Genomic DNA, 24,891 nt, shown 5'->3' with positions numbered 1-24,891 from the left:
CGAGTACTGTCGCTACACAGACAGGTGCTACGACGGCGAAAATGAATGGTCAGAAACCGGAGTCGTATCGCAGGTGGCGTGCCTCTAGAAGAGGCGGACGCCGAGCGAGAGTGCCCAGCCACCGGACGCGACCGCGCCGATGATGAGCGCGCCGCCGGCGAGGGAGATGTTCTTGAGGAACTGCGTCATCTCGGTCTGCTGGTCTTCGTCAGGAACTGCCCAGAAGTCGTGCATCGTGACGGCCGAGATGACGAGGAACGCCGCGAGAGCGATGGCCGCGACGACGGGGAAGATACCCACGATGATGCCGAGACCGCCGAGGACGAGCAGGGCGCCCGAGGCGAGTACCGAAAGCTTTGGAGCGGGGAGGCCCTTGTACTCGGCGTAGCCCGCCATCTCCTCGGTCTGCATGAAGTGGTTCAGACCGGTGAAGGCGAGGACGCCGCCGAAGAGAACGCGTCCGACGACCAGAAGGATGGCTTCGAGTCCGGTCGCCATTAGACGCGCACCTCCGTGACTGCGCCGTAGTCGTAGTCAACCAGTGTCGTAGTGATACCGAGTTTCATTACGTTACTTGGTTCGGGAGGGAACCTATATGTACCTTTGGCGACGAAGTCGTTAGTAGATGACGTCGATGTCTTCGACCAATGAATCCGCTGACACGAGTGCCGAGCAGTCGGCCGACCAGTCGGACCTCTGTTCGGTCGTCGAGGCGATCCAGCAGATCGGCTCGGAGTGGCGACTCGTCGTCCTCCACGACCTCGACGAGGGCGAGAAGCGCTTCAACGAGCTGAAGCGCTCGACCGACGCGAGTTCGCGGACGCTCTCGCGCGTCCTCGACGACCTCGAAGACGCCGACCTGGTCGACCGGCGCGTCGAGGACCGACCGGTCGCGACCTACTACAGCCTGACCGAGAAGGGCGAGGCGCTCTGTCCGGTCTTCCGCGATCTCGAGGAGTGGAGCGACGAGTGGCTCTAGCTCAACACGAGCAGTAGTACGTACTCGTCCCGAGTTCCTTCCGGAGCATCTGGTAGGCGGGTTCGGGGTCGTCCGGGTCGAAGACGGCCGCGACGTTCGTTCTGCCCGCACCCGAGAGGAGGTCGAGCCACGCCTCGCGGCCGAGGACGTCCCGGAAACTCGGCGTCTCGGCGAGCAGCGACCCGTAGTCGGCGAGCGATACCCACCGGGCCTCGGTCTGTTCTCGCGATTCGTAGTCGACGCCGGTCGCGTCGGCGTAGGCGGCCATCGGGAGGTTCGCGCCGGCCGCGACGGGGAGGCCGATCCACTTCCAGGGTCGTGTGTTCACGTCGAGGAGGACGAACTCCTCGCGCTCGCCGTCGTAGACGAACTCGGCCTCGCTGATGCCGTAGTAGTCCGTCTCCGCGATGACGTCGAGGGCACGCTCCTCGATCTCAGGGCGCTCGGCCGTCTCGACGACACAGGAGGTCCCGTACCCCTGCGGGTAACGGACGCGGGCGTTGCCGACGACACCGAGTGCGTCGTCGACGCCACTCTCGGGGACGTAGGAGGCCAGTGAGTGGTCCTCGCCGCGCTCGACCGGCACCTTCTCCTGGGCGAGTACTTCGATTCCGGCCTCGTCGGCCATCTCCACAACGTCGCGGAACTCTTCTTCACTCGCGACTTCGAGGACGTTCGTCCCGACTTCCTCCTCGAACTCCCGTTTGAGCGCCGGTTTGACGACCAGCGGGAGGCCGAGGTCTGCGACGGCGTCTTCGACGCTCGTCTCGTCGAGCCAGCGGGTCTCGGGGTAGGGGACACCCAGCTCGTCGGCGATTCTGTATAGCGAGGACTTGTTTAAGACCGCGTCAATCACGTCCCGGTCGGCGAACGGGAGTCGGACGCCCTCGGGTTCGGCGTCGGCGTAGGCGTGGACCCACTCGTCCATGCAGGCGAACGCGACCGGTTCGTGGTCGAGGGCCTCGGCGACGGCTTCGACGTCGTCGCGGAACCCCTCCAGGTCGTCGAGTGGGAAGGTCACCTCACCGGCGAAGTCGACGGCGTCGGAGGGCGGTGCCGCACCGTCACCTACTCGGTCGAGTGCGATGACGGGGACACCGTGTGCCGAGAGGGCACGTGCGACGCCGAGTCCGGTGATGTGGGCGTTACTGACGAGTGCGGGTGGGCGGTCGAACTCGTGGTCGTGGAGTTCGTCGAGAAGCTCCTCGTGGGTGAGGAAATCGGACATACACCGAGTAGTGTGGTGGGTGGCTAAAGGTGCGTGGAACGGGTCGCCGTCGCAGGTATGGTGTGTGTAGACAATGCGTGGGCCAAAGCTATCTGTGTCCACCTCCGCAGTTACGTATGGACTACGAAGCCAGTCTCCAGCGCGCCATCGACGCGTCCCCCGACCTCACCGCCGACCACGACCGTCTCACGGTCCCCGACCCGTCGGCGCAGCGCGACGGTGCGTTCACTCGCTTCACGAACCTCGGCGACGTCGCCGAGGCACTCGCGCGCGACGCCGAGCAGATCCACAGCGTCATCCAGCGCGAACTCGGGACGGCTGGCCAGTTCGAAGGCGACTGGGCCCGCTACAACGGCTCGTTCTCCGCCGCCGACCTGCAGACAGCCCTCGACCGCTACGTCGAGGTGTACGTCACCTGTACCGAGTGTGGCCTCCCCGACACGGAACTCGTCACGGAGAATCGCAACACGATGCTCCGCTGTGCGGCGTGTGGTGCGTTCCGACCGGTCGCCAAACAGCCCGCAAAGTCCTCCTCGTCCACGGTGACAGAGCAGCCAGACGCCATCGAGGAGGGGACGACCTACGAACTCGAAGTCACGGGTACCGGCCGCAAGGGCGACGGGACGGCCGAGCGTGGGAAGTACACCATCTTCATCGAGGGCGCCCGTGAGGGCGAGACGGTTCGTGCGTACGTGAAGAGTGTCAGCGGGACGCTCGCGTTCGCACAGAAGAGGTAACTCGGTAGGCGAATACTAACTCCCCCGTGGATTGCGTCGGCAGAGCGGTTCTCCCCCCAGAGACCAGATCTCCGAAGCAATCCACTTTCTGATACAACGTCGCGTCTGATACATAGATTGCCTGGTACACCAGGGTACTTATTCGAAGTCAGTATCGCGAGAAGTCCGATTCATCTCCAATCGTGGCCCCAGACGAGATGGCTCTCCCCCAAGTGCCAATTCCCGACGGGGCAATCCGATTGGAGGGATTGCATCGATGAGCCGAGTTGGCTTGGAAGCCACCCCACCGTGCAATCCAATCTATGTTTGGTCCTCCCGCGGGATAGTCGTTCTACTTTGTCTATCACCCTCCTTTTGAGGGGGGAGAAATATAACTGCCGCAGAAATCGTGCGTCGGATTCACTCCGAGTTGGAGTTCTTGTGGGCATTCGGGACGCGAAGCGTGTTATCCGTCAGCGTCTGGATGGCACGCCGGAGCCGTTCGGTCACCGCTTGGTCGGAGACGCCGAGTTCGGCGGCGAGGTCCTGAGTCGAAATCTGTCGGGGGATGTCGTAGTACCCGCGTTCGATGGCCAAGATGAGCGTCTCGTGTTGTGGTTCGGTCAGGCCGTACCACGGGCCGACCTCTGGTCGGGTCGGGTTGTACAGTCCCTCAATTTCGAGAGTGACGTTCCGGTCGTCGCACTCGTCGGCGAAGTTCGTGAGCGACTCGTGGTCCGGAAAGCGAATCTGGAGTGTCCAGTCCGTCCCCCGCCCAGTGGCACTCAGGAGGTAGCCACCGTTGTCAGAGATCGACGTGAGCAGCCGGTCCGCGTCGGGGTCCCACTTGAGTGCGAAGAGTGTCCGGTCGTCCATCCGGTCGAATACAGTTAGCTCCTCGACGCCTTCCCGAGACTCGACCTGCTCGACGAACTCCGACGTCTCCTGCTCGTAGAGCCAGAAGAGTGGGACGACCTGGTCGCCGAGGGGGACCATATCCTCGAGTTCGATCGCGGACCGGCCGGGAACTGCGAGTGCCCGCCCGAGTTCGAAGGACTCGGCGGCGGCCTCGAGTTCCACGATGACACTCATATGCTTATACGGAATGCAGGCGAAAACCCACGGCTTTAGCCGTGGGATGAATTTGTAAGCTCAATACCATAATCTACCAACGATGGCAGGCCGACTTCCCTACTATTAAGTACCTATAGTCCTACATATAAGTTATGGAAGTGCGGCGCACTGTTCCCGTTGCGCTTGATGTGGACAGTGACGATGCCGAACTCCTCGAAGACACGGTCGACACGTTCCTCTGGTGCGCTCAGTACGTCGTAGACCACGCGTTCGACGGCGAATACGTCACCACCAGCAAGACCACGCTGGACGACGAAACCTACGACGACGTGCGAGAAGCCACGGACGGCTTCAACGGCGGTCTCGTACAGGCCGCTCGGAACAAGGCCGCTGAAGCCTGCAAAAGCGTCGTCGCCCGCTGGAAAAACGGGAAGAAAGCCTCGAAACCACACTTTACCAGTCCACACGTCGTCTACGACAAGCGCACCGCAACCTTCCACGACGAGTACGTCAGCCTCGCGACGACTGATGGCCGGATTGAAGCCGACTACATTCTGCCCGCCGAGGACAGTGACACACCGCACTCCGAGTACCTGTTTTCGGAGGAGTACGAGACGACGGGTGCGGAACTACACACTCAGGACGGTGATTGGATGCTTCACATCCACTGCAAGAAGGACGTGGAGTCTGACACGTCGGAACAGGCGACCACCGAGAACGGAACGGTTCTTGGGGTTGACCTCGGCGTGAACAACCTCGCCGTCACTAGCACAGGTACGTTCTGGACGGGTGAGGAGTTCGACCACTGGCGCAGAGAATACGAGAACCGTCGTGGCGCCCTGCAACAGTGCGGAACGCGGTGGGCACACGAGAATGTCCAAGCAGTCGGGCGCAAAGAGACTGGTCGGTTCAAGATGATGCTCCACCGGATCAGCAACGACTTGATCGCGGAAGCCCGCGAAAACGGCTGTTCGGTGATCGCGTTTGAGGATCTAACGGGTATCCGCGAGCGGACGGGTGCGTCGTGGGGCCACAAATGGGCGTTCGACCGCTTGTACGAGTACGTCGAGTACAAGGCCGAAGCATACGGAATTGTGGTCGATCAAGTCGATCCGGAGAACACGTCGCGGCGGTGCTCGCACTGCGGGTTCACGCACCCAGACAATCGTGAGGGCGAAGCGTTTGAGTGTCTGAAGTGCGAGTACGAGAATCACGCGGACTACAACGCCGCGAAGAACGTTGGCTTGCGGTATCTCCGTCGCAACCAAACTGGCGGCGACGGAGGCGCACCCTTGGGCGTGCGCTTGAACAGCGGGACGCTGAACGTGAACGGAGGCTATTCTCCTGCCACGACTTGTGGCCAGAACGGGAGTCCACGCTGAATCCCACGACTTTAGTCGTGGGTCGCTCAATAGGGTTCTCCACGGTATTCAGGTCCAAGCATGGTGTACCATGCTGGGGTAGTGTTCAGGTAAGCTGATTCCATGCGAAGCTGAACGATCTGATCCAGTCGTCGGCAGTTTCTGCTTCAGCGTTGCTGAAGCAGTTTGAGAAGCAGAGAGTTCGTCTTTTTATCTCTCGAAAGACACGTTCGACAGCATTCCGATTTCCATGTTTCTCGTATCTGAAACCGAAGCCGTGGCGCTGACACGCATCTTGCAACGAGTGCGACCCATCGACGAGAAACACGGCGTCTTCGACGTCGTGTTTCTCGGAGAGCTCCATGAGAAACGAATGAGCGAGAACCTTCGTTCTCGTCGGTTCAAGCTTAGTATGCAGTAATTCGTTTGTCTTGGGATCAACGGCGGCGTACAGCCAATATTGCTCGTTGTTGAGTCGGATCACGGTCTCGTCAACCGCAACGTGATCCGGACACCGACCAGATTCGGGCTGTAGATCGGCCTTATGAACCCAATTGTGAACGGTGGATCGAGCGCGTTCGATACCGAATATCTCAAGAATAGAGACAGTATTCGAAAGAGAGTCCAGCAAGATGCAGCTGAATACTGAGCTTCATCAGCAATCGCGGTGTCGCTTCTCGTTCAACAAACTCTAAGTTGATCTCGTCTAAACATCCGTTGAGGCGGTCGTTTTCGGGCATAGAGCACTCAGAAAACGAACCGCCTCACTCTTCATCCTTATCTGAACACCGCCAGCCTACCGGGTCGTCCAAATCCGATTACACACATGACACACGAATTCGACGATGTCGTGACTGAAGAGGAGTTCCAGCGAGCGCTCAGCAAACTCGTCAGTGCGGCCGCTGCAAACGGGGTTGACGTCGAAGGCGGCTGGACGTGCGAGGCGAACCCGACCGGTGAAGAGTGGGACGTCGTTATCTCTGTCCTCGGCTCGTCGGACTCCACCAAAGGAACTCAGTGACTTGTTTCTCGACGGGACGTCGACTCAGCTGACCAACGCCAGCCGCGGTGCGACGAGGTCGCGTTCCTGGTCGTAGACGGCCGCGTCGGCGTTGACGAGTGCGGGAACGTGGTCGTGATACAACGAGAGGTAGACGTCGAGAACCGTCTCCGGATCGATGGCCGGGAGGGGACAGCCGTGTTCGCGGACGGCGACTTCGTCGGCGAGGTCGGCGAGCGTCAGTGCGCCGTAGCTCCGGAGGACGGCCAGGGCGTGTCGGCGCCGAAGCTCTGTCGCCGGCGTGTCGAACGGGTCGCTCGCTCGCGTGGTACTGCAGTCGGGGTCGGGAAGTTCGTGTCCAGTCATCGCTTGACTCCAACAACGGCACGTGTACACCGCCGCGAAGTCGTGGCGACGGGCGAGAGTGCCCGTATCGTCCACGATCGGGGGGAGTCGGACGGGTACGCGGTCGTCGCTTCGAGTGAAAATTCGTCGAAAGAAGCACATAACTGTTCCCATCCGACAGTCGGCGGGGTTCGACGGGCAGTTTCTCGCGGCGACGGCGCGCCGCGGCGAAAGGAAGGCTTTATCCGCTCGCTGACCCTCAGCATTCGATAGTAACCATGTCGGACAAGCCGGCCTCCATGTACCGGGACATCGACAAGCCGTCGTACACCCGTAAAGAGTACATCACGGGTATCCCGGGCTCGAAAATCGCACAGCACAAGATGGGCGACCTGCAGAAGGACCCCGAGGAGTACCCGGTCCAGATCTCCCTGGTCCCGGAGGAGACGAGCCAGATCCGTCACGGCTCCCTCGAGGCCGCGCGCCTGTCCGCCAACCGCCACCTGATCAAGGAACTCGGCGAGGGCAACTACAAGATGATCCTCCGCAAGTTCCCCCACCAGGTCATCCGGGAGAACAAACAGGCGACCGGTGCGGGTGCGGACCGTGTCTCCGACGGGATGCGCCAGGCGTTCGGTGTCCCGGTCGGCACCGCCGCGCGCGTCCACGCTGGCGACCAGCTGTTCACCGCGTGGTGTGAAGTCGAGGAGGCACCCGTCGTCAAGGAGGCCTTCCGTCGCGCCTACAACAAGATCACGCCGCCGTGCAAGATCAACGTCGAGCGCGGCGAGACGCTGATCGTCCAGTGAACTGCGACTGTCCCGCGATTCGCTGTTAACGCGAACCCGCTGGACAGACGCTTCCCGTTTCTACGACGTGCTTTGCATCTACAGTAGTGGAATCGTTTCCATCAGCAGATGTAGGGAGCACAGTCTCCACGGGCGTTTCTTCGGCCAGTCCCTGACCTAGTTTGTGTAGTCCGCGCGAGAGTACATTGTACGCTGCGTTCGCATCTCGGTCACACTCGAATCCACACGCTGGACAGGAGTGTTCACGGACCCAGAGTGGCTTCTCGGAGTTTACCCCGCATTTCGCGCACTCTTTGGTTGTTCCTGCCGGTTTCACTCTCTTGACGTGGCATCCGTATAGCTTCGATTTATACTCAAGGAGCTGGATGAAGCGCCCCCACGCCGCATCTTGCTTATTCCTCGAATTATGCGACGACTGAAGCAACTTTCTGACCTCCAAGTTTTCTACGAATACCGCGTCGTACTCCCGAACCAACCACGTCGTGAGCTTGTGCTGGAAATCGAGTACTTTCCGTCGGATGTCTCGGCGCAATCGGGCGACTCGTTTACGCTGTTTCTCCCAATTGTTGCTGCCCTGCTCACGGCGCGAAAGCGTTCGACCGGCTTTTTGTAAGCGTTCGTGCTCGCTATCCAGGTCGAGACTCGTCACCGCGAAACCGTCACTCGTATAGATATAGTTGAGGATGCCGAGATCGACACCGACGCTATTACCGCTATCGAGCGTCTCTACGTCTGGTTTCTCGGGAAGAGTAGCGTCGTCAACTTCGATACCGAAGGTCACGAACCACTCGCCGGTCCGCTCCCTTTTCAGCACGACTTCCTTAACTGAGGAATTCTCGGGGAGGTCTCGATGATAGCGAATTGGGATCCAACCTATTTTGGCGAATCGAACGTGAGCATAGCCATTAGGGCCCCTCTTCTTGTCGAGGTTGAAGCCACTTTGGTGATATGTCACTGATCGGAAGTTGGAAGGACTCTTCCATTTGAGTCGACCAACACTGTATCCCTCACTCTTGAGATCTGCGAGGAGTGAGAGGTTTTGGTGGAAGCGGGAAACAGTCCGCTGACCTGCTTTGGCGTTGAGTTCAGCGAAAGTAGGCCAATCCCGTTTCCAGTCGGTAAGCGAGCGGTGTTGTTGGTACCTTGTTGGTTTGTCTTCTGAGGGAGCGCGCTCGTAATCCCATCTCACATGGTTGTAGAGCTGTCTATGGATATCGATGTGGTGTTCGGCAGCTGTAGCCGTCTCCGTGTCAGGATATGCACGGTAGCGGTGGGAGTACCACATCGGTAGTTCAGTACTTCCCCGGCTTCGTATTTATATCTGAGTTGAGGCACTGTTCGCTGAACTCCGACGTTTTTTCTCGCCGCATCACCGAAGGAGCGTATGCTCCGACTCGCGGTGACTACGAGTTCCGAGACGTTCGAGCGGATGGGCGACCCGCTCGACCGTCGCGGCATCGAGGTCGTCCACGTTCCCTCTGTCGGCCGTTCGTTCGACCTCGCGGCGCCAGCCGACGAATTCGCCGACTTCGACGCTGGCTTCGTCTACCCGACCCGGTTGATGGAGGGTGGCGTCATCGACGCCCTGCTCGACGTCCCGTGGCTCAACGGCCGCGAGGACATCCTCACCTCTCGTGACAAAGGCGAGGTGATTGCCCGCCTCGGTGCCGCCGACATTCCGGTCCCCGAGACGACGATGGTCTCGCACTCAGTCGACGAGGACGACCTCGCGGCCGTCTTCGATCGCTTCGACTCGCCAGTCGTCGTCAAGCCGAACTCGACGACGCGGGGCGTGGGCGTCGCGAAGGCCCACGACCTCGACTCGTTTCTGGGAATCGTCGACTACCTCGATTTGGTCCACGACTACCGCGCGACCGGCGACAAGTCCTTCCTCGTCCAAGAGTACGTCCCTGACGCGACCGACTACCGGGTGATGGTCCTCGACGGCGAGTACGTCGGCGCGGTCGAGCGGCGCCTCCCCGAGAGCGAACTCGAGTCCGGGCGCTGGAAGCACAACGTCCACCGCGGGGCCGAGGCGATGGGCGTCGACCTCGACGCCGACCTCCGACGGCTCGCCGAGCGTGTGGCCGACGAACTCGACGTGCGCTTCCTCGGTGTCGACTTGCTCGTGAGCGACGACCGCGTCGTCGTCAACGAGACGAATGCCCGGCCGACTATCGACGCCGAGACGAAGTACGAACCCGGCTTCTACGACCGACTGGCCGACGCCATCGAGTCGCTCGTCTGAATCTCCGTCTCAGCGAATCGCGTACAGGTGGCCGTCCTCGTCTTCGTTCTTGTTGCCGCTCGTCGGGACGTAGACGGTTCCGTCGGCGACAGCGATGCGGCCGCGAATCGGCTGTCCGAGGTCGAGCGTCCACCGTTTCGATTCGAGACGCATCGGTCCCGCGTCGAGGCCGGCTCTGCGCTTCACCGCGTGAAGGATTCCGTTCTCGTCGCCGACGTAGACGGTATCACGTGAGACGGCCGGTGCGCCCGTAACCCGCCCGGTAAGTGGGACGTGCCACCACTCGCTCCCGTCGTGTGTATCGAGGGCCGTCAGGCCGCCATCGCTCGCGACGAAGGTACTCCCGCCTGCCGAGGTGACTGCACCGACACCGGGGCCGAATTCGGTGTCCCACTCCTCGCGGCCGACACGCTTGGGATTCAGGGCGAAGAGATCGTCGCCGAACCCCGAAATGTAGAGGTGACGCGCAGAGAGGACGGGAGGGGATTGCGCCCATGTCGTGAGTTTGGTCCGCCACAGTGGCTCGCCCTCCTCGACGTCGAAGCCGTACACTTCGCCGCCGTGGGTCGCGACGTAGACGGAGAGTTGCTGGCCCGAGACGGCCGGTGCTTGCGATGCGGGCGTGAACGTATCGGCCGTCCAGACGACGGTTTCTGAACGCGTCGAGACGGCGTGAAGGCGGGCGTTGTCGGTTCCGACACAGACCAGCACTTCGTCGTCGAAGGGAGTCGCTACGGTTGGCGGGGTCCGGACGTCGCCGTCCGTCTCGGCCTCCCAGCGTTCCGCACCTGTCTTCGGGTCCAGGGCGACGACACGCGGTTCTTCGTCGGTGACGTACACCTCGCCGTCGTGGACCGCTGGCGCCTGCCAGAAACTACTGTGTTCGCGCCCAGAGTAGCGCCAGTGTTCTTCGCCCGTCGCTGCGTCGTGGGCACGGAGGTGGTCGCCCATCGGGAGGTACACGGTCCCGTCGGCGACGACAGCTTCAGTGACTGAGGCCCAGATTGGGGTTTGCCACTCGATGGACGGGTTGCTTGGTCCCTCGGTGTTCGGGTTGAACCCAGTATTGGATGGGTTGTGTCGAACGCTCGGCCAGTCCGAGCGGTCGCCAGCCAGTTGTGCGTTCGATGGCCGGTAGCCAACACCGGCGTCGCGGGCGGCGTCGAGACAACCGGCGCTCCCGACAGCGCTGGCGCCGGCGAGTGTCGCGAGAAACGAGCGACGAGTGGGAGTGGAGGGCATGTATGCCCTCAGTCGTCAACGAATCGAGAAAAGTGTACTGCTGACAGTGCGTGCTTTTTCTGCGTCTGTTTGCACGAGGAGTCCCGCAGGCCGACGGCTGAGGAAATTCGAGTGGAAAATTCGCTCGCAGGAAAGTGTCCTGCTGACAGCGCGGTCCAGTGCACCCACCGCTCGCCGGAGGCGAGCGGCCTTTTTCCGCGTCTTTTTGGAGGAGTGGTTCCCGCAGCGAACGCGAGGCGTTCGCGAGGAAACCCGACGAGAAAAATTCGCTACTGCAGGTCGATCTCGTTCTTGCTGCCTTCGGCGCGGTCGAACGTGACCTCGAGGACGCCGTTGTTGTACGTCGCGGTGGCCGAGCGTTCGTCGACGAGACCCGGAAGTTCGATGCGTTCGTCGTACTCGCGGGCGTCGGTCGCCGCCGAGATGGTGAGGACCTCGCCGTCGCACTGCAGCGAGATGTCCTCCTTCTCGACACCCGGGAGGTCCGCGACGACGCGAATCTCGTCGTCGAACTCGTGGATGGTGACGTGGGTGTCCGAGCCGAACCCGGCGTCCTCGAAGCCACCGCCCTCGCCCTGCATCATGTCGTTCATCATCCGCTCAATCTCGTCGAAGAAGTCGTCGAACGGATCGTCCCTATCGTCCCGTCTCATGGGAGGAGATACGCCGTGACTGTGGAAAAGCCTTCGGGGGCACGGAGAGTTCCGCCGCTATCGGTGTTTCAGTCAGCGTGTGCAGCGTCTTCAGGGGCAGCAACTGCCGACCGCAGCACGTCGCCCTGCAAGAGAAGTCCAAGAATGGCGACGAGATCGGCCGGGCTGGATTGGGCCGAGCCGGGGAGCGTCCTACGTTGCCGATTTCGGCGGGATGGGGGCTATTTAACTCGGATTCTGGAGGTAGTACCCGTAGAGGACGAGCCCGCCACCGATACACGAGAGGAGGCCACGGCAGAGCCGGAACCACCACGCCTCGGTGATGGGTTCGTTCGTCTCGCTTGCGACCATCTGGACGACGTAGTACGACCCGTTCGACTCGACGAGCAAGGGCTCGTCGTAAAGCGGTTCGCGTCGCCAGTCGATGGTCGTGCTCGCACGTCCCTCCGCGAGGACGTGTTCTGCGAGGTCAGGTAGCCCCTGCTCGTCGTGGCGTGCGAGGCTGTCGAGGACAGTCTGCCCCGTGACGTTCTCGAGACCGAGGACGTACGATTCGTTCTCGATACGGGCTGTCGGCCGGTAGAACTCGCTGTCGAGGCGCACGAATCGGTAGTTTGCGGGATTCGTGTCTGGATAGTCGCCTGCTGGCACGCGGGTGGAGTTGGACATGGCGCCTCGCTCGAAGAGGCAGTGTCGAGACTCCTGGTGGCAGTCGAGGACACGCGCGTCGAAGCTGAGCGTCGTCTCCGCGTCGTGGGCATCGTCGATCTCCTGGGCGGCGTACGTGTACGTCTCGGTCTGGTCGACGGGAAGTGCGAATGCCGGATTGACGAGGAGGAGGGTACCTAGGCCGATTGCGAGGAGGACTTTGGTCGGGCGGCTGGCCATATCGCACGACTCGCCGCGAGTGAGAAAAGCGTTGGCCGTGGCCGTCTAGATGCCGAGCGCGTCGTTGGTCGTCTGAACGCTCTCTTCGGCGTCGGCGGACCCGGTGACCGCGCGGATGGCGTCGACGTTTTCGGAGACGACGTCGGACTCCTGGTGGATTGCCTGGAAGCAGTAGAAGTCGTTGCCCTCCATGGTGATCGACTCGCTCCAGAGGGCGTTCTCCCAGATGTCCCCCCGGGGGCGGCCGAGGTCCTTCGCGTACTCCTTGAGTTGGCCCGTGCCGTCGATGTCGAACTCCGGCGGGATACAGAAGATCCGCGACTCGCCTTCGAGGAGGTCGAGTACCTCGTCGGCGTCGGGTGCGGTCTCGAGCGTGACGTTGACGCTGTGCATGTGCATGAGCGTCGCCGGCACCTTCAGCCCGAGCGTGTCGATATCGATCTCGGGGAAGATGGTCTTCACGTCCGGGCCGTGGTGGGAGGGGAGCGTGATGGGGTTGGGCAGGATGTCGTTGATGGGGCCGCGGCCGGTCTGGCTCGGGTCGCCGCCACGGCGGACGAGCGTGACGCGGGCTTTCTCGACGCCATATTCTTCGTCGAGCGGGGCGAGTAGCCGCGAGAGACCGGTCGTGTTACAGGAGACGACGCGGACGTGGTCGGCGCCGCGAGCCTTGTCGTAGTTGCTGCGGGCGTTGAAGCTCACGTCGGCGACGTCGGCCGACTCGCCTCCCTGGTAGAGGGCGGGCGTCTCGTACTCGTCGTACATGGCCTTGTTCTCCGCGCCGATGCCCGAGGGCGTCGCGTCCACGACGACGTCGCTCTGGGCGACGAGTTCGTCGACGAGACCGGCCGTCTCGATGTCGGCGTCGGCGAATTTCCCCGCGCGGTCCTCGATGGCGGCATAGAGGTCGTAACCCTTCTCGACGGCGCGAACCGCCTCGAAGTTGGGCGAGGTCTTCGCGACGCCGACGACCTCCATGTCGGGTTGCTCGCGGACGGCGTCCGCGACGCGCTTGCCGATAGTACCGTAGCCGTTGATGGCGACCCGAATCATGGTCGAACCTCACGACCCCGTGTGGATAACGGTTTCGGGGTCTGTGTGGTGGGATTAACGCCGAAACGAGTGAATTCCTTCACAGTGGCTCCAATTACACAGAAGTAGCGTGGAAGTTCACGACTTCAGTCGTGGATCTCTGACTCGTTCAGGCCCCACCGAACGTCTTCCTCGACAGCGGCAGCCCCACGTTCCGCGCGCTTGATGCGATCGACACCGACGAGGTCGACTGCCTCGCCACGTGGAATCTCCTCGTTTAGGTACCGGGCGAGAACGAGCTCTTGCCACAGGTCTTCGACACCGCGCTCGAGTGCTTGTTGGAGCACCTCCGATTCGGGGATATCGTGTGCCGCCGCAATCTCCTGTACACGCTCCGTGAGGTCGACGGCCATACTGTTTCGTTCGCTACTGAGATACTTAACTCTCCCCGGCATCCTCGTGGGTGGTCTCGGGTGTCGCTCCTCAGACCTCCTCTCCGGCTGAATACCGACACGTCGCAAGGACTTTCGAGTGGCCGCCGTATCTCCGAGTATGAGCACACTCGAAGAGGCCGCCGAAACGGCCGTCGTCCAGTGTCTGGGGTTGGAAGCCGACGAGTCCTGTGTCGTCGTAACCGACGACAAACGCGAGACCATCGGTGAGGCACTCTACGAGGCCGCCTGCGAGGTCTCTGCGGACACGACCATCCTCCGCTACCCGCCGGGGAGCCAGCACGGCGCCGAACCGCCCGCGGCCGTCGCCGCCGCGATGCGGAACGCCGACGTCTTCCTCGCGCCGACCACCAAAAGTCTGAGTCACACTCGCGCGCGGAGCAAGGCCTGCGAGGCCGGCGCTCGCGGGGCGACGCTGCCCGGGATCACCGAGGACGTGTTCACGACCGGTCTCGACGCCGACTACAAGGCCATCCGCCGACACTGCGCGGACGTCCTCGCGCAGGTCCAGGACGCCGACGAGATTCGCGTCACCACCGAGGCGGGGACGGACATCACGTTCGAACCCGGGGCACGGGAGTGGCACCAGGATACGGGTATCGTCCACGAGGCCGGCGACTTCTCGAATCTGCCCGCGGGCGAGGTGTTCGTGAGTCCCGAGACTGCAAACGGGACGTACGTCGTCGACGGGACGATGATGCCCCACGGCAAACTCGAGGCGGGTCAGGAACTCCGCTTCGAGGTCGAAGACGGCTACGTGACCGACATCTCCGACGACGACGTCCGCGAGCAGGTCGAGGAGGCGACCCAGGAAGTCGGGGACGCGGCCCGCAACCTCGCGGAACTCGGGATCGGGACGAACGTCGCGGTGACCGACCTCGTCGGTTCCGTGTTGCTCGACGAGAAGGCCGCAGGCACGGTCCACATCGCGCTCGGTGACGACGCGAGCATCGGCGGCGATACGGAAGCGCCTATCCACCTCGACGGCATCGTCACCGGGCCGACCGTCTACGCCGACGGCGAGGAAGTGGACCTGCCCGCAGCCGGCGAGTGACTGCTCCCACGACTAACGTCGTGGGCTTCCCTCACTGAGGGTTAGGCCCACGTCTGCTGGATTTGGGGAGTTCGCAGGTTCCATCTCACCGCTGGGTCCTTCGAGTACGACCTGCGTTTCGGGCTGAGCCACAACAGCCCCCGCCGTCGATAGCGGGCTCTGAATGTCCTTACCGACGGCTCGTTGACCGATGTTCGACGCACCGTTCTTGTCCGCATTATCGTCCAGTCCACAGTCCTCACACTCGACACGCCCTTGCACGTCACGACTCGTGTTCTGCGACCCACATCGCCAACACGTCACAGACGTGTCGTACTCCTCGATCGGGATGCACTCTCGCCCGTCAAGGTGAGACTTGTACGTGAGGATATTCGCCATCTTCGCGTACGGCATCTTGTGGGTCTTGTCGTTCACGTACCGCCCCTCGTCGTTGTCGAAGCGCAATCCCGTCATGTCGCCGAACACGATGACCGCGTTGCGTTCCCGAGCGCGGGCGACGAGTTCGTTCGCCACTTGGTGCAACTCGTGTTCAACCGTCCGCGATTCCTTGTCGCCGAGGCGCTCGATCACCTGCGCGCCCGAGCGAACCTTTGCCTTCCCGATGGACTTGCGGAGTTGCTTGTAGTGTTCGCGAACATGCCGGACTTCCGCGCCGTGGAACGAGGTGTCGCGGTCGGAGAGGAACGTACTGACGGCGATCCACTTTGCACCCATGTCGACGGCGAGAACGTCGTCGTACTCGTCTGCGACGGCCACAGACCGCTCGCAAACGAGGTGGACGTACCACTCGCCATCCCGCAAAACGAGTTCCGAGTCACAGATGTATTCGTCGGAGAGGAGGTGCGTGTCCTTCTCGAGGACGTGGACGGGCACCCAGATGCTGTCTCCTTGTTCTTTCTCGGGGTTGTAGACGGGGAGTTTGAACCACCACGAGGAGAGAACCGTGTCCTCGTCGTGTTCGATAGTGATGCAGTCGTTGCGGAGAACAATGGGCTGTTCGGTGTCGGATCGCGGGTTCTTGTTCGACTGGACTTTTCTCGCCTGTTGCTTAGTCGCGGAGTAGAGATTTGCGTCGTCACCGTGAACCCCGTCTTGGAACGCGCTGTACTCGCGTTCGATGAGTCGGGCTTTCCGCTCGGTGAGCGAGTGGAGTTTGAGCCGCACGGTAGTGGTGACATCACGACGCATCTACCCTCTGTCTCGTATTTCCCCAAGATACTATTAGAATGTTAGTCTCAGAATAACCCTGTTCTGTGCGTTGCTTGGATATGGTGAGAATCTCGTCGGATTCATCCCATAACTAAAGTCCTGGGCTTTCTCCTTCTGAATCTGTAATCGGCCTTAATCCGGGTTAACTCACCGTGAGCGTCTTCAGTTTATATGGGTCTCCAGGACGGAGGAGGAAGTAGCATGAACCGAACGACTGTCCTCGCCGTCGCCGCGGTGCTCCTCGTGGCTGCCGCACCGCTCGGTGCCGCGGTGCAGCCGGCGATGGCGGATGATACGTCGTCGGTCTCGGGGTCGGCCACGGCGTCGGCGTCGGGATCGGCGGCAGCGATGACGAATCACTCGACGAACGAGTCGACGAACAACTCTTCGGCGATGGCTCCTGGTGAGCGTCTCGCTGGCGTCTTCGGTGTCCAGCAGGCCGAACTCCAAGGGAGCGTCGAACAGCGTGCCTTTGGCGTCCGCATCGCCGCGGCGGCGAGTGCTAACGCCAAGGCGGCCGTCGTCGCCAACCAGTCGGCCGAACTCGATCAGCGGCTCGCCGCACTCGAGGAGCGCAAACAGCGCGTCCAGGCAGCCTACGAGAACGGTTCCATCTCGAAGGGCGCCTACCAGGCCCGGATGGCCGCCCTCGCCGCCCAGACGCAGACGCTGACCGAGCTCGCGAACACGACCGAGCAGACGGCTCGCGGGCTCCCCGAGGACGTCCTCCGTGAGCACGGCGTGAACGTGAGCGCCATCGCCCAGCTCCAACAGCAGGCGAAGAACCTCACCGGTCCCGAGGTCGCCGCCATCGCGCACACCATCGCCGGCCCGACTATCGGTGCGCCCGGGAACGTGACCCGCGGTCCGCCCGCGGGCGTCCCGGCGGGAAACGTGACCGTCGGTAACGGGACTGGAGCGAACGCGACCGTGAGCGAACAGCGTGCGCGACAGGCGATTAATCAGGCCGAGGCACAGATCGCACAGGCCGACCACCAGGTGTCGCGTGCGACCTCGGTCGTGACGGCCGAGACTGGTGAGGCCGCGACGGCACTCGACCAGGCCCGAAGTAACCTGAGCGCGGCGAAGACGACGCTCGCCGACGCCCGTACGGCCCTCGAAAACGGGAACATCGAGACGGCACTCACGCTCGCCCAGCAGGCTCAGGCGAACGCGACCGTGGCCGAGGAACACGCCCGGAGCGCCATCGAACTGAGCGGGTCCGTGTCGGTGACGGTCGGTACTGAGACGACCACGACTTCGTCGACGACGGCGCCGACGACGACCGACACCTCGCTCGTCTGAACGGGCGCGTTCGTCGGCCTCCACGCTGTCTGTTCCTTCTCCCGAAATTGTGTCAACGCCCGTCTCGGGGGGTTTTTACGGCTCAAGCGTCTCTTTTCGTGTATGACTGAGCAGACGGAACGTGTCGCCGTCGCGTGTCCGTCGTGTTCGCCCTCGCTGGAGACGGTCCACGAGGTCCTCACGACGGGTGGCGGCAACGCGACCGTGAAGTGTACTGAGTGCGGGCACGTCCACAAGGAGTCGATGGACGAGGAGAAAGAGGTCGAACGCGAGGTCGTCGTCTCCCAGGACGGCGAGTCCTTCAAGACGCGCGTCTCCGCGCCGCCAGACGAGGAGGTCGCCGTCGGCGAGGAGTTCCTCGTCGAGACCGACGAGGCCATCATGCAGGTCCGCATCACGGGCATCGAGGTCGGCCCCGAACAGCGCCGCGAGGAGACGACGATCGAGGAGGTCGACACCTTCTGGACGCGCGTTGTCGACAACGTCTCGGTCGACGTGACCGTCCACCCGAACGGCGGCAAACGCGACGAGTCCCGGAGTGTCACCATCCAGGTCCCCGGCGACTACCGACTCGAAGTCGGCGAGGTCGAGGAGTTCGCCGACGAGGAGTTCGAAATCGACGCCGTCGTCGTCCGCGACGACGCCGAGCGCTACAACCGCAAGCGCTACGAACACGAGGGCGACTGGGTCGAGGCGAAAGACGCCAAACGCGTCTACGCCTTCGACCAGAAGAGCGAACCCTGGTCGGCCTGGTAATTTTTAGTGTCAATACGATTTCTTTATTCATCGGCGGCCTGATTTTTCGTGCGATTCCGCTGTCTCGTGTGAGTTATCTCACCCGGGAGTCTTCGTCTTTTCTTCTGGGTTCTGAGATTGGTCTGACCGAGATTCGACGGGCTTCACTCGCAACTCACCGAATCCGTACTTCGAGTGACTGCCGATTCGGAGGATGCCGTTCTTCGCGGTCTCAACCGGGCGGTCGCCTTCGTACTTTACGACCTGCCCGTGGTCTACGGTCTGGAGCTTGTACACTTCACGTTGTTCCAGTACCCTTTCCTCACGTTCGCGGAGATCGTGCCGATTCTCCTTCCACCACCACGGGACATCCTGATCGGTGGCCTTGGGGTACTCCGACTCCAGTACGAACGGCGTCATGAGTTCGAGGATGAACGCTTCACCGTGTTCGAGACGCGAGTAGTCAAGCGCCCCTAGGTCGACGATTTGCGTGTTTTTCAGCTGCGTGATGCCGTAGCCGTAGTTGCGCTTCCCACCGAACTGGAGGTCGTCCAGAGCGCACTCGCCAAGCGGGAGGACATCGTCCCGGTCGGCGTGGAGGTACGCGTTGATGTACCACTTCGTCGTCTGCTGCTGCTTCCGCGCGCCCTCGGGCTTCCCCATGATGGTCTCGTGGGACAGTGCTGGGTGACCGCTCTGGACACGGATGTCGTGGGTGTTCAGCGCGTCTCGCGGCCGGGAGTCGAGAAGCCACGAATGCGACGCCTGCCGCATCAAGAACAGGTCGTCGTAGGACTCGACGTCCGGGAGGCCGCTCCCGAGGTATGGCCGGATACCGTTCTGTGAATGCTCCTCGGGGAACGTCCCGAAGTGGCCGGGGACGAACATCCCGTGACTCGCGTTCAGATGGCGGTGGACATCGTGCGGGAGTTGCTGACCGAGCGCGTGCATGATGGCGTTCCCCGAGACGTAGTACGGGTGGCCGATGTAGTCCATCTCCAGCTCCCAATGGACTTGCTGGATGGACGTCATCGGTCGAACACCCTCCTAAAGTTCTCGAGGTATCTCATTTTGTTAAGTCGATTTCTTCAGTGAGTCGCTAGTCCAGTTCTCGAAGTCCTCGATGTACTGGAGCGCAGTGGACCACGCGCCGATTCGGCGAAGATTCGCGTCGAGCACCATGTCGTACTTGTCGTGAGCGGTATCGAGCGGGTGCGCAGTCAGTCGGTTCCACGTAGAGGCCCAAGACCGCCACGGCCGACTCCCGAGACGGGACGACGGCCGCGCGCCCGCGCTCTCGTCGATGCGGAGCGCGAAGTCTTCGCCTGTGTAGACCGTCCGGTGGGGGACGATCTCACCGGTGGAATCTACGACTAAGAGGAGATCGGCGAACTCGTGGTCGGCGCGGTAGTTATCGAATAGAGCTGCCACGAGTAGCGTGTGGTACTTCAGGCTCGTGTACGGGTAGTAGACGCTCTCGTTGAACGCCGAGACGACGTCGCTCTCCAGCCACGCCCGATGCATGGCCTCTAGGTCGTTCTCTGTCAGGAGGTCACGCAAGGCGCTCTCCACGCCGTCCCGCGTGAACTCCTCCGGGTCGTACCGGCTCTCACCCTCGATAAGCGACAGCCGGTAGAGCGTCTCGTGGTTCTCCATCGTCTGCTCAGGCTTCCCGTTGGGACGCGAGAGCGCCGACGCATCGCCGTCCACGCCGTGAGGAACCGTCTGGTTCACGGGAACCCCGGCGAACGTCTCCGGCGCGTAGTCGTGCGGCTGGCCGTTCATCTTGTGGGCGTCGTGGCGGTACGCGGCGACCATCACGTCTTGGCCGCCGTGGTCAATTTGGGAGTCGCCGGAGGCAGCGTTCTCGGCCATCTACGGTCCCTCCTCGATGCGCTCTTCCATCGCCTCCACAAACACCGGGCGGTACTCCTCGGCCCACTGGTCGTCCTTTTCGTCCATCTTCTTCGTGTTGTCCTTCCCACGGTCGAAGACGCGCTTCAACTCGCGCTCGTCGTAGAGCGGATTGATGAGGTGGCAATCAACAATCCCTGCGCCGAAGTTCCGTGCACCACCGAGTTGGTGCATGAAGTCCGTCTTGTGTTCATCAAGGAAGTCGACTCCCTCGGCCAGCAAACCGACGAATTCGGGTTTCATCTCTCGGAAGGAAAGGTGCCAACAGCCGTCAAGATGGGCGACAGCGTCTACCTCGACGTTCCGTAGTGGCTCCCGGTTGTCGTCGGCGTTTCGAGAGACGATGTTCCGGTTCAGCCGGCGGTAGTGGCCTTCAGCCTGTCCCCGTGTGTAGTCTACGCTGGAACGGACGGGGTTGAACTTGATCGGGCGACGCATCACCTTCCCGGGGACGCCACCGAAGCCACCGAAGAGCTCGAAGACCACACAGCCGTCGTCTTCTTTCGGGTCGTCGGTGCACGCGCCCTTCTCGTGATAGCCGTCGTCAAGGTCGCGCTCATAGACGTCGTCTTTCATGAAGTTCGCGTTAGCCTCGCCGGGGTGACAGGCAGTCCCGTCATACTCATGGACGACCTCTTCCATTCCATGACGGAGCCAGCCCGAGAGTGGGAAGGCAGGGATGATGCCGCCGATTTGATTCTGAGGGTCGTCATCTTGGTAGTTGCCGTTGCTGGCGTGGTGTCTGTCGGTCATGATACTGTCACCGACTACCAACAGGTCGGTCTGAATCCGCACGAATACATCGGGGTCGATATTTTCGATCATTTGTGTTGCTCTTGGGGGTGGATACCCGCGCACCAGTTGATGGACCCGTGATTGTATTTGAATGTAAGTGCCTTCACCCATCAACAGGCCGCAGAAAGATCCTGAGAATCGACTACAATCGTTGTACTACTCTACAGGTAGTTCCTTCGTTGCAGTCTGGCCACGTCGACGTGAGACGAGCCAGAACGCAACGGCGGCCCCGAGGAAGGCGATATTGCGCAGGAACGAGTCGAACTCTTCGGTGCGTTCCTCGCCGGTCTCGTGCCAGAAGTCGTGCATCTCGGGGGTGACGCCCAGCAGGAAGGTCGCAATCGCGATAACGCCGAGTATCGGGGCGATACCGAGCGCGAGCAAGATTCCACCGACGAGCAACAGGAGACTCGCCGCTGGGACGAGCACACTCGCGTAGGGGACACCGGCGCCGTCGGCAAACTCGACGATGTCGTCGATATCTGTGAGATTCTCGTAGCCGTCGCGGGCGAATTTCGCACCGAACGCCGCCCGTGCAAGCACGTACACGAGTCGCCGGATCATGTGTCCCCCTATGGCACACGGCGAAGAAACCGTTGTGGCCAAGCGCTCGGCGTCGGCTGAGGTGGCGACGCGAACGCCATCCGCGACCTTCGAAACAACGGCCGCACTCGACCGCCACGTGCAGACGGCGATGAGCGCTCTGCTGTCTCGATTACTGTGTCCCACCGCGACAGCGCTGGTTGCTGTACGTCCGACCGAAAAAAGATGGACAGCCTTGGGCGGCGACTCCACTGCGTCGTCTTAACTGCCAGCGGCCGCTTCGGCGATGTGGCTGTAGTGGGCGCCGACGCCCGTGACGAGTGCGAGCACCGCCATCACGGCGACGAGGGCTGCGGCCGCCAAGACGAGATACCGACGGGCGCTACTGGACTCGTCGACGTAGGCTGCAGGGAGCAGGAGGATGCCCGCGAGGCCGGCGCTCGCCCAGATTCCGGCTGCCGCCAGTGGTGCTTGGGTGAGGTCGAACGCGAGGATGGCTCGGGCACCTTGGAGGAGGAGTACGCCCGCGACGGCGGTGAGCCACGCGAACGGTCGCGGGTCGAGATCACGGTAGACGACGAACGCCGCCGAGAGGAGTGTGGCCGCCCACAGCGTCTGGGCGACACCGAACAACTCGGTGTACTGCTGGGCCGGGAAGCCCGCCCAGTTAGCCCAGAAGAGTTCTCCCGAGACGAGCAACGCGAAGAAGCCGAGCATCCCGAGTAGCCACGCGAAACTCTCGCGATTGTCGAGAGTGCCTCGCGCCTCACGGTACAGGTACGTCGCGGCGACCGCGCCACCGGCCGCGAGGACGATTAGCGCGACGACGAGTGGATTGTATGCACTCACGCCGGATATCTGCAGTATCCCGAACATGTCGAAGAGACGGAGTGGCGTGCGAAAAAAGATGCTGGCCACTCGTGTCGTCCGGCGATGGTATCGCCTCGTGGGCGTCGAGTCACCCCCCTCGATGGACGAGACGACTTGTATCATCCAGCCGCGACGGTGATCCCTTTCCACTTAAAGAGTTGGACATCCAGCAAAAATATCTATCTGGTAGTAGGTGAAATAAAATGATACAGGGGCAATGAGTCTCCGCTACACGTCCAGCACCGACCAGGGGGAACAGGAGGAGATGGACACAATCGACGTCGAGTTCGCCGTCGAGGACGACACGTACCCGTTCGTTGGGGCATCGGCGAATGCATCGTGTGTCGTCGACCTGCAGGAGATGGTCCCACGTGGGGACGGGAGCTACTCGGAGTTCTTCCGTGTCGAGGGGGCGGACTCGGAGCGCGTCCTGACGCTCGCCGAGGAGACGCCGCGAGTCGACCCGACGCTCATCGAGTCCAGCGATGGCTGTGCGCTCTTCGAGTTCGTCGTCGAGGAGGAGTGTGTCGCGGCGACGCTGGCCGACGAGGGGGCGTTCCCGCGCGTCGTTCGCGGTGAGGAGGGCGAGGGGACGCTCGTCGCCGAGGTACCGCAAGCGAAGGCCGACGACATCGTCGAGTCGTTCCTCGACAATCATCCCGACGTCGAACTCGTCGACCAGCGGGACTCGACCAGGATGGAGGCGGACTTCACGGTCACCGAGTTCATCGAGACGGCCCACGAGATACTGGACAGCGAGAAGCGCGAACTCGTCGTCGCCGCCCTCAGCGAAGGCTACTACGACTGGCCGCGGACACGCTCGATCGAGGAGTTGGCCGAACAGCTCAACCAGGACGCCTCGATCCTTCGCGAGTTACTCCACGAGGCCGAACAGGAACTCCTCGCCGCCCTCTTCGACGACGGAGACCTCGACCACGACGAGCATGTCCACCCACTAATCGACGCCGACGTCCCCGGTGGGTGAGCAACAGTTCGATTGGGTCGGCTCGGTAAGTGCTGGACGCTATCTACGACTTTTACGGGCTTTTCTCCCGAGGAGTTCGGCGGTAGCGAGGATACCGAGGCTCACGACGAGGACTGGTCCGAAAAATAGCGTGTACAGTCCGAGTGGGTCTGTCTCACCGTGGACGTGGAGGAAACTGTCGACGACGAGCGTCGTTGCCCCAAATAGGACGACGAGTGGGATTCGGAGGCGCCAGCGCGCGTAGCAGTACCAGGGAATCGCCGTCTGGGCGCCGAGGACGAGAACTGCGAGTACAACGAAGCCGACGAGGAGTGGCCGACTGGGCGCGAACAACGCCAACGGATTAGCCAAGTCGCGGGCGAGAGACCAGAGTGTGAGATGTCCAAGAGCGGAGACGACGCCGCCGCCGAGTGCGAGGCGCCATGGTTCGGGGAGCCGGTCTTCTCTCTCGAGGGCAATCGGGACCGTTGTGGCGACTATCCCGAGTGCGGCCGCGACTGCGAACGTGAGCGCATCGCTGCCGAGTACTGGGTCGGGCGTCCCGGGCATATCTTGTCGTCACCACGACAGGACATAATGGTTCGGCTGGGTGTGGTCCACTGTGTCCTGTCGAGAGATTTGCCCCACAACCCTCTTTCTGCCGGCTCTCGAACGATTCATCATGAGTCAGAACGCCGACGAGGAACAGGAGTACGAAGAACGGCGTGAGGAACTCGTCGAGCACATCTCGGCGGTTCGCGACCTCGATGAAGACGTACTGGATGCGATTCGGTCGGTGCCGCGCCACGAGTTCCTCCCCGAGGATGAACACGACCGGGCGTACGTGGACATGCCCATCCCCATTGGGAGCGGGCAGACGGTCAGCGCCCCGCACATTGTGGCCATCATGGCCGATCTGCCGGACCTCGAGGCAGGCGAGGACGTCCTCGAAGTCGGGACCGGCTGTGGGTATCACGCGGCCGTCACCGCCGAATTGGTCGGCGCCGAGCACGTTTACACCGTCGAGTACGAGTCCGACCTCGTCGAGTCGGCACGCGAGAATCTCGCCGACGCGGGCTACGGCGACGTCTCGGTCCGCCACGGCGACGGCCGCGAGGGATGGCCCGAATACGCACCCTTCGACGCCGCCTACCTCACGTGTGCGGTCCCCGAATTCCCCGACCCGCTGATCGAGCAGGTTCGCGAGGGGGGTCGGCTACTCGGCCCGGTCGGCGTCGCTGGACAGGAGTTGATTCTCGCGGAGAAACGCGACGACGAACTCGACGAAGAACACCACGGCGAGGTCCAGTTCGTCCGTATTCAGGGCTGAGAGTTTCGAAACGGAACTGAGAGGCGCTCGCCTCTCCCCCCAGACAAGCGAGCGCAACTCCGACGGTGCAACGGCTCTCAGTGCGCTCGAACAGCGCAGTTAGGTGTATTCTACGTTCCAGTATGAATTGACCGGCTGATTTTCA

Annotated in this window: 27 protein-coding genes and 2 pseudogenes; 11 read left to right on the top strand and 18 right to left on the bottom strand. The window is 62.2% G+C overall.

The features are described 5' to 3' along the window. Positions 1-84: 84 nt before the first annotated feature. Entirely contained in the window at positions 85-498 is a 414-nt protein-coding gene (locus tag P0Y33_RS11565) for a DoxX family protein (RefSeq protein ID WP_279527552.1), read from the bottom strand. Positions 499-634: 136 nt separating this feature from the next. Here P0Y33_RS11565 and P0Y33_RS11560 point away from each other — a divergent pair, with 136 nt between their 5' ends. Further along, on the top strand, positions 635-979 hold the full coding sequence (locus tag P0Y33_RS11560) for a winged helix-turn-helix transcriptional regulator (protein WP_328518054.1): 345 nt from the start codon (positions 635-637) through the stop codon (positions 977-979). 1 nt (position 980) lies between these two features. On the opposite strand, the gene P0Y33_RS11555 is transcribed toward P0Y33_RS11560, so the two are convergent. Continuing rightward, the gene (locus tag P0Y33_RS11555) at positions 981-2,207 is read right to left on the bottom strand and encodes a carboxylate--amine ligase (protein WP_279527550.1); all 1,227 of its coding nucleotides are present in this window, start codon (positions 2,205-2,207) and stop codon (positions 981-983) included. 116 nt (positions 2,208-2,323) lie between these two features. Between P0Y33_RS11555 and P0Y33_RS11550 the strand changes: the two genes are divergently transcribed. Next, a complete protein-coding gene (locus tag P0Y33_RS11550) occupies positions 2,324-2,944 on the top strand; it encodes a translation initiation factor IF-2 subunit beta (RefSeq protein ID WP_279527549.1) in 621 nt (206 codons plus the stop codon). Between the two features lie 399 nt (positions 2,945-3,343). Here the strand turns inward: P0Y33_RS11550 and P0Y33_RS11545 are convergent, their stop codons facing one another. Further along, complete coding sequence (locus tag P0Y33_RS11545; RefSeq protein WP_279527548.1) at positions 3,344-4,015, bottom strand: helix-turn-helix domain-containing protein; 672 nt, start codon at positions 4,013-4,015, stop codon at positions 3,344-3,346. 134 nt (positions 4,016-4,149) lie between these two features. Between P0Y33_RS11545 and P0Y33_RS11540 the strand changes: the two are divergent. Beyond that, a pseudogene (locus tag P0Y33_RS11540) lies at positions 4,150-5,401 on the top strand (RNA-guided endonuclease InsQ/TnpB family protein); the annotation flags it as partial. A 63-nt stretch (positions 5,402-5,464) separates the two neighbouring features. Here P0Y33_RS11540 and P0Y33_RS11535 read toward each other — a convergent pair. After that, positions 5,465-6,098, bottom strand: a pseudogene (locus P0Y33_RS11535) (IS6 family transposase). A 110-nt stretch (positions 6,099-6,208) separates the two neighbouring features. On the opposite strand from P0Y33_RS11535, the gene P0Y33_RS11530 reads away from it, so the two are divergent. After that, entirely contained in the window at positions 6,209-6,379 is a 171-nt protein-coding gene (locus tag P0Y33_RS11530) for a hypothetical protein (protein WP_279527546.1), read from the top strand. A gap of 24 nt (positions 6,380-6,403) precedes the next feature. Here P0Y33_RS11530 and P0Y33_RS11525 read toward each other — a convergent pair whose 3' ends face one another. Then, positions 6,404-6,724, bottom strand: coding sequence for a DUF7344 domain-containing protein (locus P0Y33_RS11525; RefSeq protein WP_279527545.1), 321 nt, complete (start codon positions 6,722-6,724; stop codon positions 6,404-6,406). A 257-nt stretch (positions 6,725-6,981) separates the two neighbouring features. On the opposite strand from P0Y33_RS11525, the gene P0Y33_RS11520 reads away from it, so the two are divergent. Then, entirely contained in the window at positions 6,982-7,512 is a 531-nt protein-coding gene (locus tag P0Y33_RS11520; RefSeq protein ID WP_279527544.1) for a 50S ribosomal protein L16, read from the top strand. Positions 7,513-7,537: 25 nt separating this feature from the next. Here P0Y33_RS11520 and P0Y33_RS11515 read toward each other — a convergent pair whose 3' ends face one another. Continuing rightward, positions 7,538-8,797, bottom strand: coding sequence for an RNA-guided endonuclease InsQ/TnpB family protein (locus P0Y33_RS11515; protein WP_279527543.1), 1,260 nt, complete (start codon positions 8,795-8,797; stop codon positions 7,538-7,540). Between the two features lie 99 nt (positions 8,798-8,896). On the opposite strand from P0Y33_RS11515, the gene P0Y33_RS11510 reads away from it, so the two are divergent. Continuing rightward, entirely contained in the window at positions 8,897-9,760 is an 864-nt protein-coding gene (locus P0Y33_RS11510) for an ATP-grasp domain-containing protein (RefSeq protein WP_279527542.1), read from the top strand. Positions 9,761-9,769: 9 nt separating this feature from the next. On the opposite strand, the gene P0Y33_RS11505 is transcribed toward P0Y33_RS11510, so the two are convergent. From P0Y33_RS11505 to P0Y33_RS11485, 5 genes are all read right to left on the bottom strand, one after another. Beyond that, the gene (locus tag P0Y33_RS11505; protein WP_279527541.1) at positions 9,770-11,002 is read right to left on the bottom strand and encodes an outer membrane protein assembly factor BamB family protein; all 1,233 of its coding nucleotides are present in this window, start codon (positions 11,000-11,002) and stop codon (positions 9,770-9,772) included. Positions 11,003-11,271: 269 nt separating this feature from the next. Next, a complete protein-coding gene (locus P0Y33_RS11500; protein ID WP_279527540.1) occupies positions 11,272-11,655 on the bottom strand; it encodes an Hsp20/alpha crystallin family protein in 384 nt (127 codons plus the stop codon). 225 nt (positions 11,656-11,880) lie between these two features. Further along, the gene (locus P0Y33_RS11495; RefSeq protein WP_279527539.1) at positions 11,881-12,543 is read right to left on the bottom strand and encodes a hypothetical protein; all 663 of its coding nucleotides are present in this window, start codon (positions 12,541-12,543) and stop codon (positions 11,881-11,883) included. 45 nt (positions 12,544-12,588) lie between these two features. Next, the gene (locus P0Y33_RS11490; RefSeq protein WP_279527538.1) at positions 12,589-13,596 is read right to left on the bottom strand and encodes a type II glyceraldehyde-3-phosphate dehydrogenase; all 1,008 of its coding nucleotides are present in this window, start codon (positions 13,594-13,596) and stop codon (positions 12,589-12,591) included. A 125-nt stretch (positions 13,597-13,721) separates the two neighbouring features. Then, positions 13,722-13,988 carry a hypothetical protein gene (locus tag P0Y33_RS11485; protein ID WP_279527537.1) on the bottom strand — a complete coding sequence of 89 codons (267 nt, stop codon included), beginning with the start codon at positions 13,986-13,988 and terminating at the stop codon, positions 13,722-13,724. A gap of 139 nt (positions 13,989-14,127) precedes the next feature. On the opposite strand from P0Y33_RS11485, the gene P0Y33_RS11480 reads away from it, so the two are divergent. Beyond that, the gene (locus P0Y33_RS11480) at positions 14,128-15,081 is read left to right on the top strand and encodes an aminopeptidase (protein ID WP_279527536.1); all 954 of its coding nucleotides are present in this window, start codon (positions 14,128-14,130) and stop codon (positions 15,079-15,081) included. 12 nt (positions 15,082-15,093) lie between these two features. Here the strand turns inward: P0Y33_RS11480 and P0Y33_RS11475 are convergent, their stop codons facing one another. After that, complete coding sequence (locus tag P0Y33_RS11475; protein ID WP_279527535.1) at positions 15,094-16,269, bottom strand: RNA-guided endonuclease InsQ/TnpB family protein; 1,176 nt, start codon at positions 16,267-16,269, stop codon at positions 15,094-15,096. Between the two features lie 222 nt (positions 16,270-16,491). Between P0Y33_RS11475 and P0Y33_RS11470 the strand changes: the two genes are divergently transcribed. Both P0Y33_RS11470 and P0Y33_RS11465 read left to right on the top strand, forming a co-directional pair. Continuing rightward, positions 16,492-17,595 carry a DUF7096 domain-containing protein gene (locus P0Y33_RS11470; protein ID WP_279527534.1) on the top strand — a complete coding sequence of 368 codons (1,104 nt, stop codon included), beginning with the start codon at positions 16,492-16,494 and terminating at the stop codon, positions 17,593-17,595. 102 nt (positions 17,596-17,697) lie between these two features. Next, on the top strand, positions 17,698-18,351 hold the full coding sequence (locus tag P0Y33_RS11465) for an HVO_0476 family zinc finger protein (protein WP_279527533.1): 654 nt from the start codon (positions 17,698-17,700) through the stop codon (positions 18,349-18,351). Positions 18,352-18,429: 78 nt separating this feature from the next. Here P0Y33_RS11465 and P0Y33_RS11460 read toward each other — a convergent pair whose 3' ends face one another. The 5 genes from P0Y33_RS11460 to P0Y33_RS11440 all read right to left on the bottom strand — a co-directional run bounded on the left by P0Y33_RS11460 (position 18,430) and on the right by P0Y33_RS11440 (position 22,458). After that, positions 18,430-19,362 (bottom strand): hypothetical protein, encoded by a 933-nt coding sequence (locus P0Y33_RS11460; RefSeq protein ID WP_279527532.1) that lies wholly within the window; start codon positions 19,360-19,362, stop codon positions 18,430-18,432. Between the two features lie 42 nt (positions 19,363-19,404). Further along, positions 19,405-20,205 carry a hypothetical protein gene (locus tag P0Y33_RS11455; RefSeq protein WP_279527531.1) on the bottom strand — a complete coding sequence of 267 codons (801 nt, stop codon included), beginning with the start codon at positions 20,203-20,205 and terminating at the stop codon, positions 19,405-19,407. Further along, positions 20,206-21,069 (bottom strand): hypothetical protein, encoded by an 864-nt coding sequence (locus P0Y33_RS11450; RefSeq protein ID WP_279530112.1) that lies wholly within the window; start codon positions 21,067-21,069, stop codon positions 20,206-20,208. It lies immediately after the preceding gene. A 126-nt stretch (positions 21,070-21,195) separates the two neighbouring features. Then, complete coding sequence (locus P0Y33_RS11445; protein ID WP_279527530.1) at positions 21,196-21,603, bottom strand: DoxX family membrane protein; 408 nt, start codon at positions 21,601-21,603, stop codon at positions 21,196-21,198. 240 nt (positions 21,604-21,843) lie between these two features. Then, positions 21,844-22,458: a DUF981 family protein gene (locus tag P0Y33_RS11440; protein ID WP_279527529.1), complete on the bottom strand. Its 615-nt coding sequence runs from the start codon at positions 22,456-22,458 to the stop codon at positions 21,844-21,846. Between the two features lie 211 nt (positions 22,459-22,669). Here P0Y33_RS11440 and P0Y33_RS11435 point away from each other — a divergent pair, with 211 nt between their 5' ends. Next, positions 22,670-23,437, top strand: a complete 768-nt coding sequence (locus P0Y33_RS11435) for a bacterio-opsin activator domain-containing protein (protein ID WP_279527528.1) — start codon at positions 22,670-22,672, stop codon at positions 23,435-23,437. Positions 23,438-23,476: 39 nt separating this feature from the next. Here the strand turns inward: P0Y33_RS11435 and P0Y33_RS11430 are convergent, their stop codons facing one another. Next, positions 23,477-23,986, bottom strand: a complete 510-nt coding sequence (locus P0Y33_RS11430; protein ID WP_279527527.1) for a hypothetical protein — start codon at positions 23,984-23,986, stop codon at positions 23,477-23,479. A 112-nt stretch (positions 23,987-24,098) separates the two neighbouring features. On the opposite strand from P0Y33_RS11430, the gene P0Y33_RS11425 reads away from it, so the two are divergent. Further along, positions 24,099-24,746 (top strand): protein-L-isoaspartate(D-aspartate) O-methyltransferase, encoded by a 648-nt coding sequence (locus P0Y33_RS11425; protein ID WP_279527526.1) that lies wholly within the window; start codon positions 24,099-24,101, stop codon positions 24,744-24,746. The last annotated feature ends 145 nt before the right edge of the window (positions 24,747-24,891 follow it).

Origin of the sequence: Halospeciosus flavus, assembly GCF_029814175.1 — an archaeon.
GTDB classification, from domain to species: Archaea; Halobacteriota; Halobacteria; order Halobacteriales; family Halobacteriaceae; genus Halospeciosus; species Halospeciosus flavus.
Note: the sequence above shows the minus strand (reverse complement) of the source record. Positions and strands in the feature narration are given on the sequence as shown.

Bases quoted from the DNA above. Each gene is read 5' to 3' on its own strand.
- P0Y33_RS11565 (WP_279527552.1), bottom strand. From the start codon at position 498: ATGGCGACCGGACTCGAAGCCATCCTTCTGGTCGTCGGACGCGTTCTC.
- P0Y33_RS11560 (WP_328518054.1), top strand. From the start codon at position 635: ATGTCTTCGACCAATGAATCCGCTGACACGAGTGCCGAGCAGTCGGCC.
- P0Y33_RS11555 (WP_279527550.1), bottom strand. From the start codon at position 2,207: ATGTCCGATTTCCTCACCCACGAGGAGCTTCTCGACGAACTCCACGAC.
- P0Y33_RS11550 (WP_279527549.1), top strand. From the start codon at position 2,324: ATGGACTACGAAGCCAGTCTCCAGCGCGCCATCGACGCGTCCCCCGAC.
- P0Y33_RS11545 (WP_279527548.1), bottom strand. From the start codon at position 4,015: ATGAGTGTCATCGTGGAACTCGAGGCCGCCGCCGAGTCCTTCGAACTC.
- P0Y33_RS11525 (WP_279527545.1), bottom strand. From the start codon at position 6,724: ATGACTGGACACGAACTTCCCGACCCCGACTGCAGTACCACGCGAGCG.
- P0Y33_RS11520 (WP_279527544.1), top strand. From the start codon at position 6,982: ATGTCGGACAAGCCGGCCTCCATGTACCGGGACATCGACAAGCCGTCG.
- P0Y33_RS11515 (WP_279527543.1), bottom strand. From the start codon at position 8,797: ATGTGGTACTCCCACCGCTACCGTGCATATCCTGACACGGAGACGGCT.
- P0Y33_RS11510 (WP_279527542.1), top strand. From the start codon at position 8,897: ATGCTCCGACTCGCGGTGACTACGAGTTCCGAGACGTTCGAGCGGATG.
- P0Y33_RS11505 (WP_279527541.1), bottom strand. From the start codon at position 11,002: ATGCCCTCCACTCCCACTCGTCGCTCGTTTCTCGCGACACTCGCCGGC.
- P0Y33_RS11500 (WP_279527540.1), bottom strand. From the start codon at position 11,655: ATGAGACGGGACGATAGGGACGATCCGTTCGACGACTTCTTCGACGAG.
- P0Y33_RS11495 (WP_279527539.1), bottom strand. From the start codon at position 12,543: ATGGCCAGCCGCCCGACCAAAGTCCTCCTCGCAATCGGCCTAGGTACC.
- P0Y33_RS11490 (WP_279527538.1), bottom strand. From the start codon at position 13,596: ATGATTCGGGTCGCCATCAACGGCTACGGTACTATCGGCAAGCGCGTC.
- P0Y33_RS11485 (WP_279527537.1), bottom strand. From the start codon at position 13,988: ATGGCCGTCGACCTCACGGAGCGTGTACAGGAGATTGCGGCGGCACAC.
- P0Y33_RS11480 (WP_279527536.1), top strand. From the start codon at position 14,128: ATGAGCACACTCGAAGAGGCCGCCGAAACGGCCGTCGTCCAGTGTCTG.
- P0Y33_RS11475 (WP_279527535.1), bottom strand. From the start codon at position 16,269: ATGCGTCGTGATGTCACCACTACCGTGCGGCTCAAACTCCACTCGCTC.
- P0Y33_RS11470 (WP_279527534.1), top strand. From the start codon at position 16,492: ATGAACCGAACGACTGTCCTCGCCGTCGCCGCGGTGCTCCTCGTGGCT.
- P0Y33_RS11465 (WP_279527533.1), top strand. From the start codon at position 17,698: ATGACTGAGCAGACGGAACGTGTCGCCGTCGCGTGTCCGTCGTGTTCG.
- P0Y33_RS11460 (WP_279527532.1), bottom strand. From the start codon at position 19,362: ATGACGTCCATCCAGCAAGTCCATTGGGAGCTGGAGATGGACTACATC.
- P0Y33_RS11455 (WP_279527531.1), bottom strand. From the start codon at position 20,205: ATGGCCGAGAACGCTGCCTCCGGCGACTCCCAAATTGACCACGGCGGC.
- P0Y33_RS11450 (WP_279530112.1), bottom strand. From the start codon at position 21,069: ATGATCGAAAATATCGACCCCGATGTATTCGTGCGGATTCAGACCGAC.
- P0Y33_RS11445 (WP_279527530.1), bottom strand. From the start codon at position 21,603: ATGATCCGGCGACTCGTGTACGTGCTTGCACGGGCGGCGTTCGGTGCG.
- P0Y33_RS11440 (WP_279527529.1), bottom strand. From the start codon at position 22,458: ATGTTCGGGATACTGCAGATATCCGGCGTGAGTGCATACAATCCACTC.
- P0Y33_RS11435 (WP_279527528.1), top strand. From the start codon at position 22,670: ATGAGTCTCCGCTACACGTCCAGCACCGACCAGGGGGAACAGGAGGAG.
- P0Y33_RS11430 (WP_279527527.1), bottom strand. From the start codon at position 23,986: ATGCCCGGGACGCCCGACCCAGTACTCGGCAGCGATGCGCTCACGTTC.
- P0Y33_RS11425 (WP_279527526.1), top strand. From the start codon at position 24,099: ATGAGTCAGAACGCCGACGAGGAACAGGAGTACGAAGAACGGCGTGAG.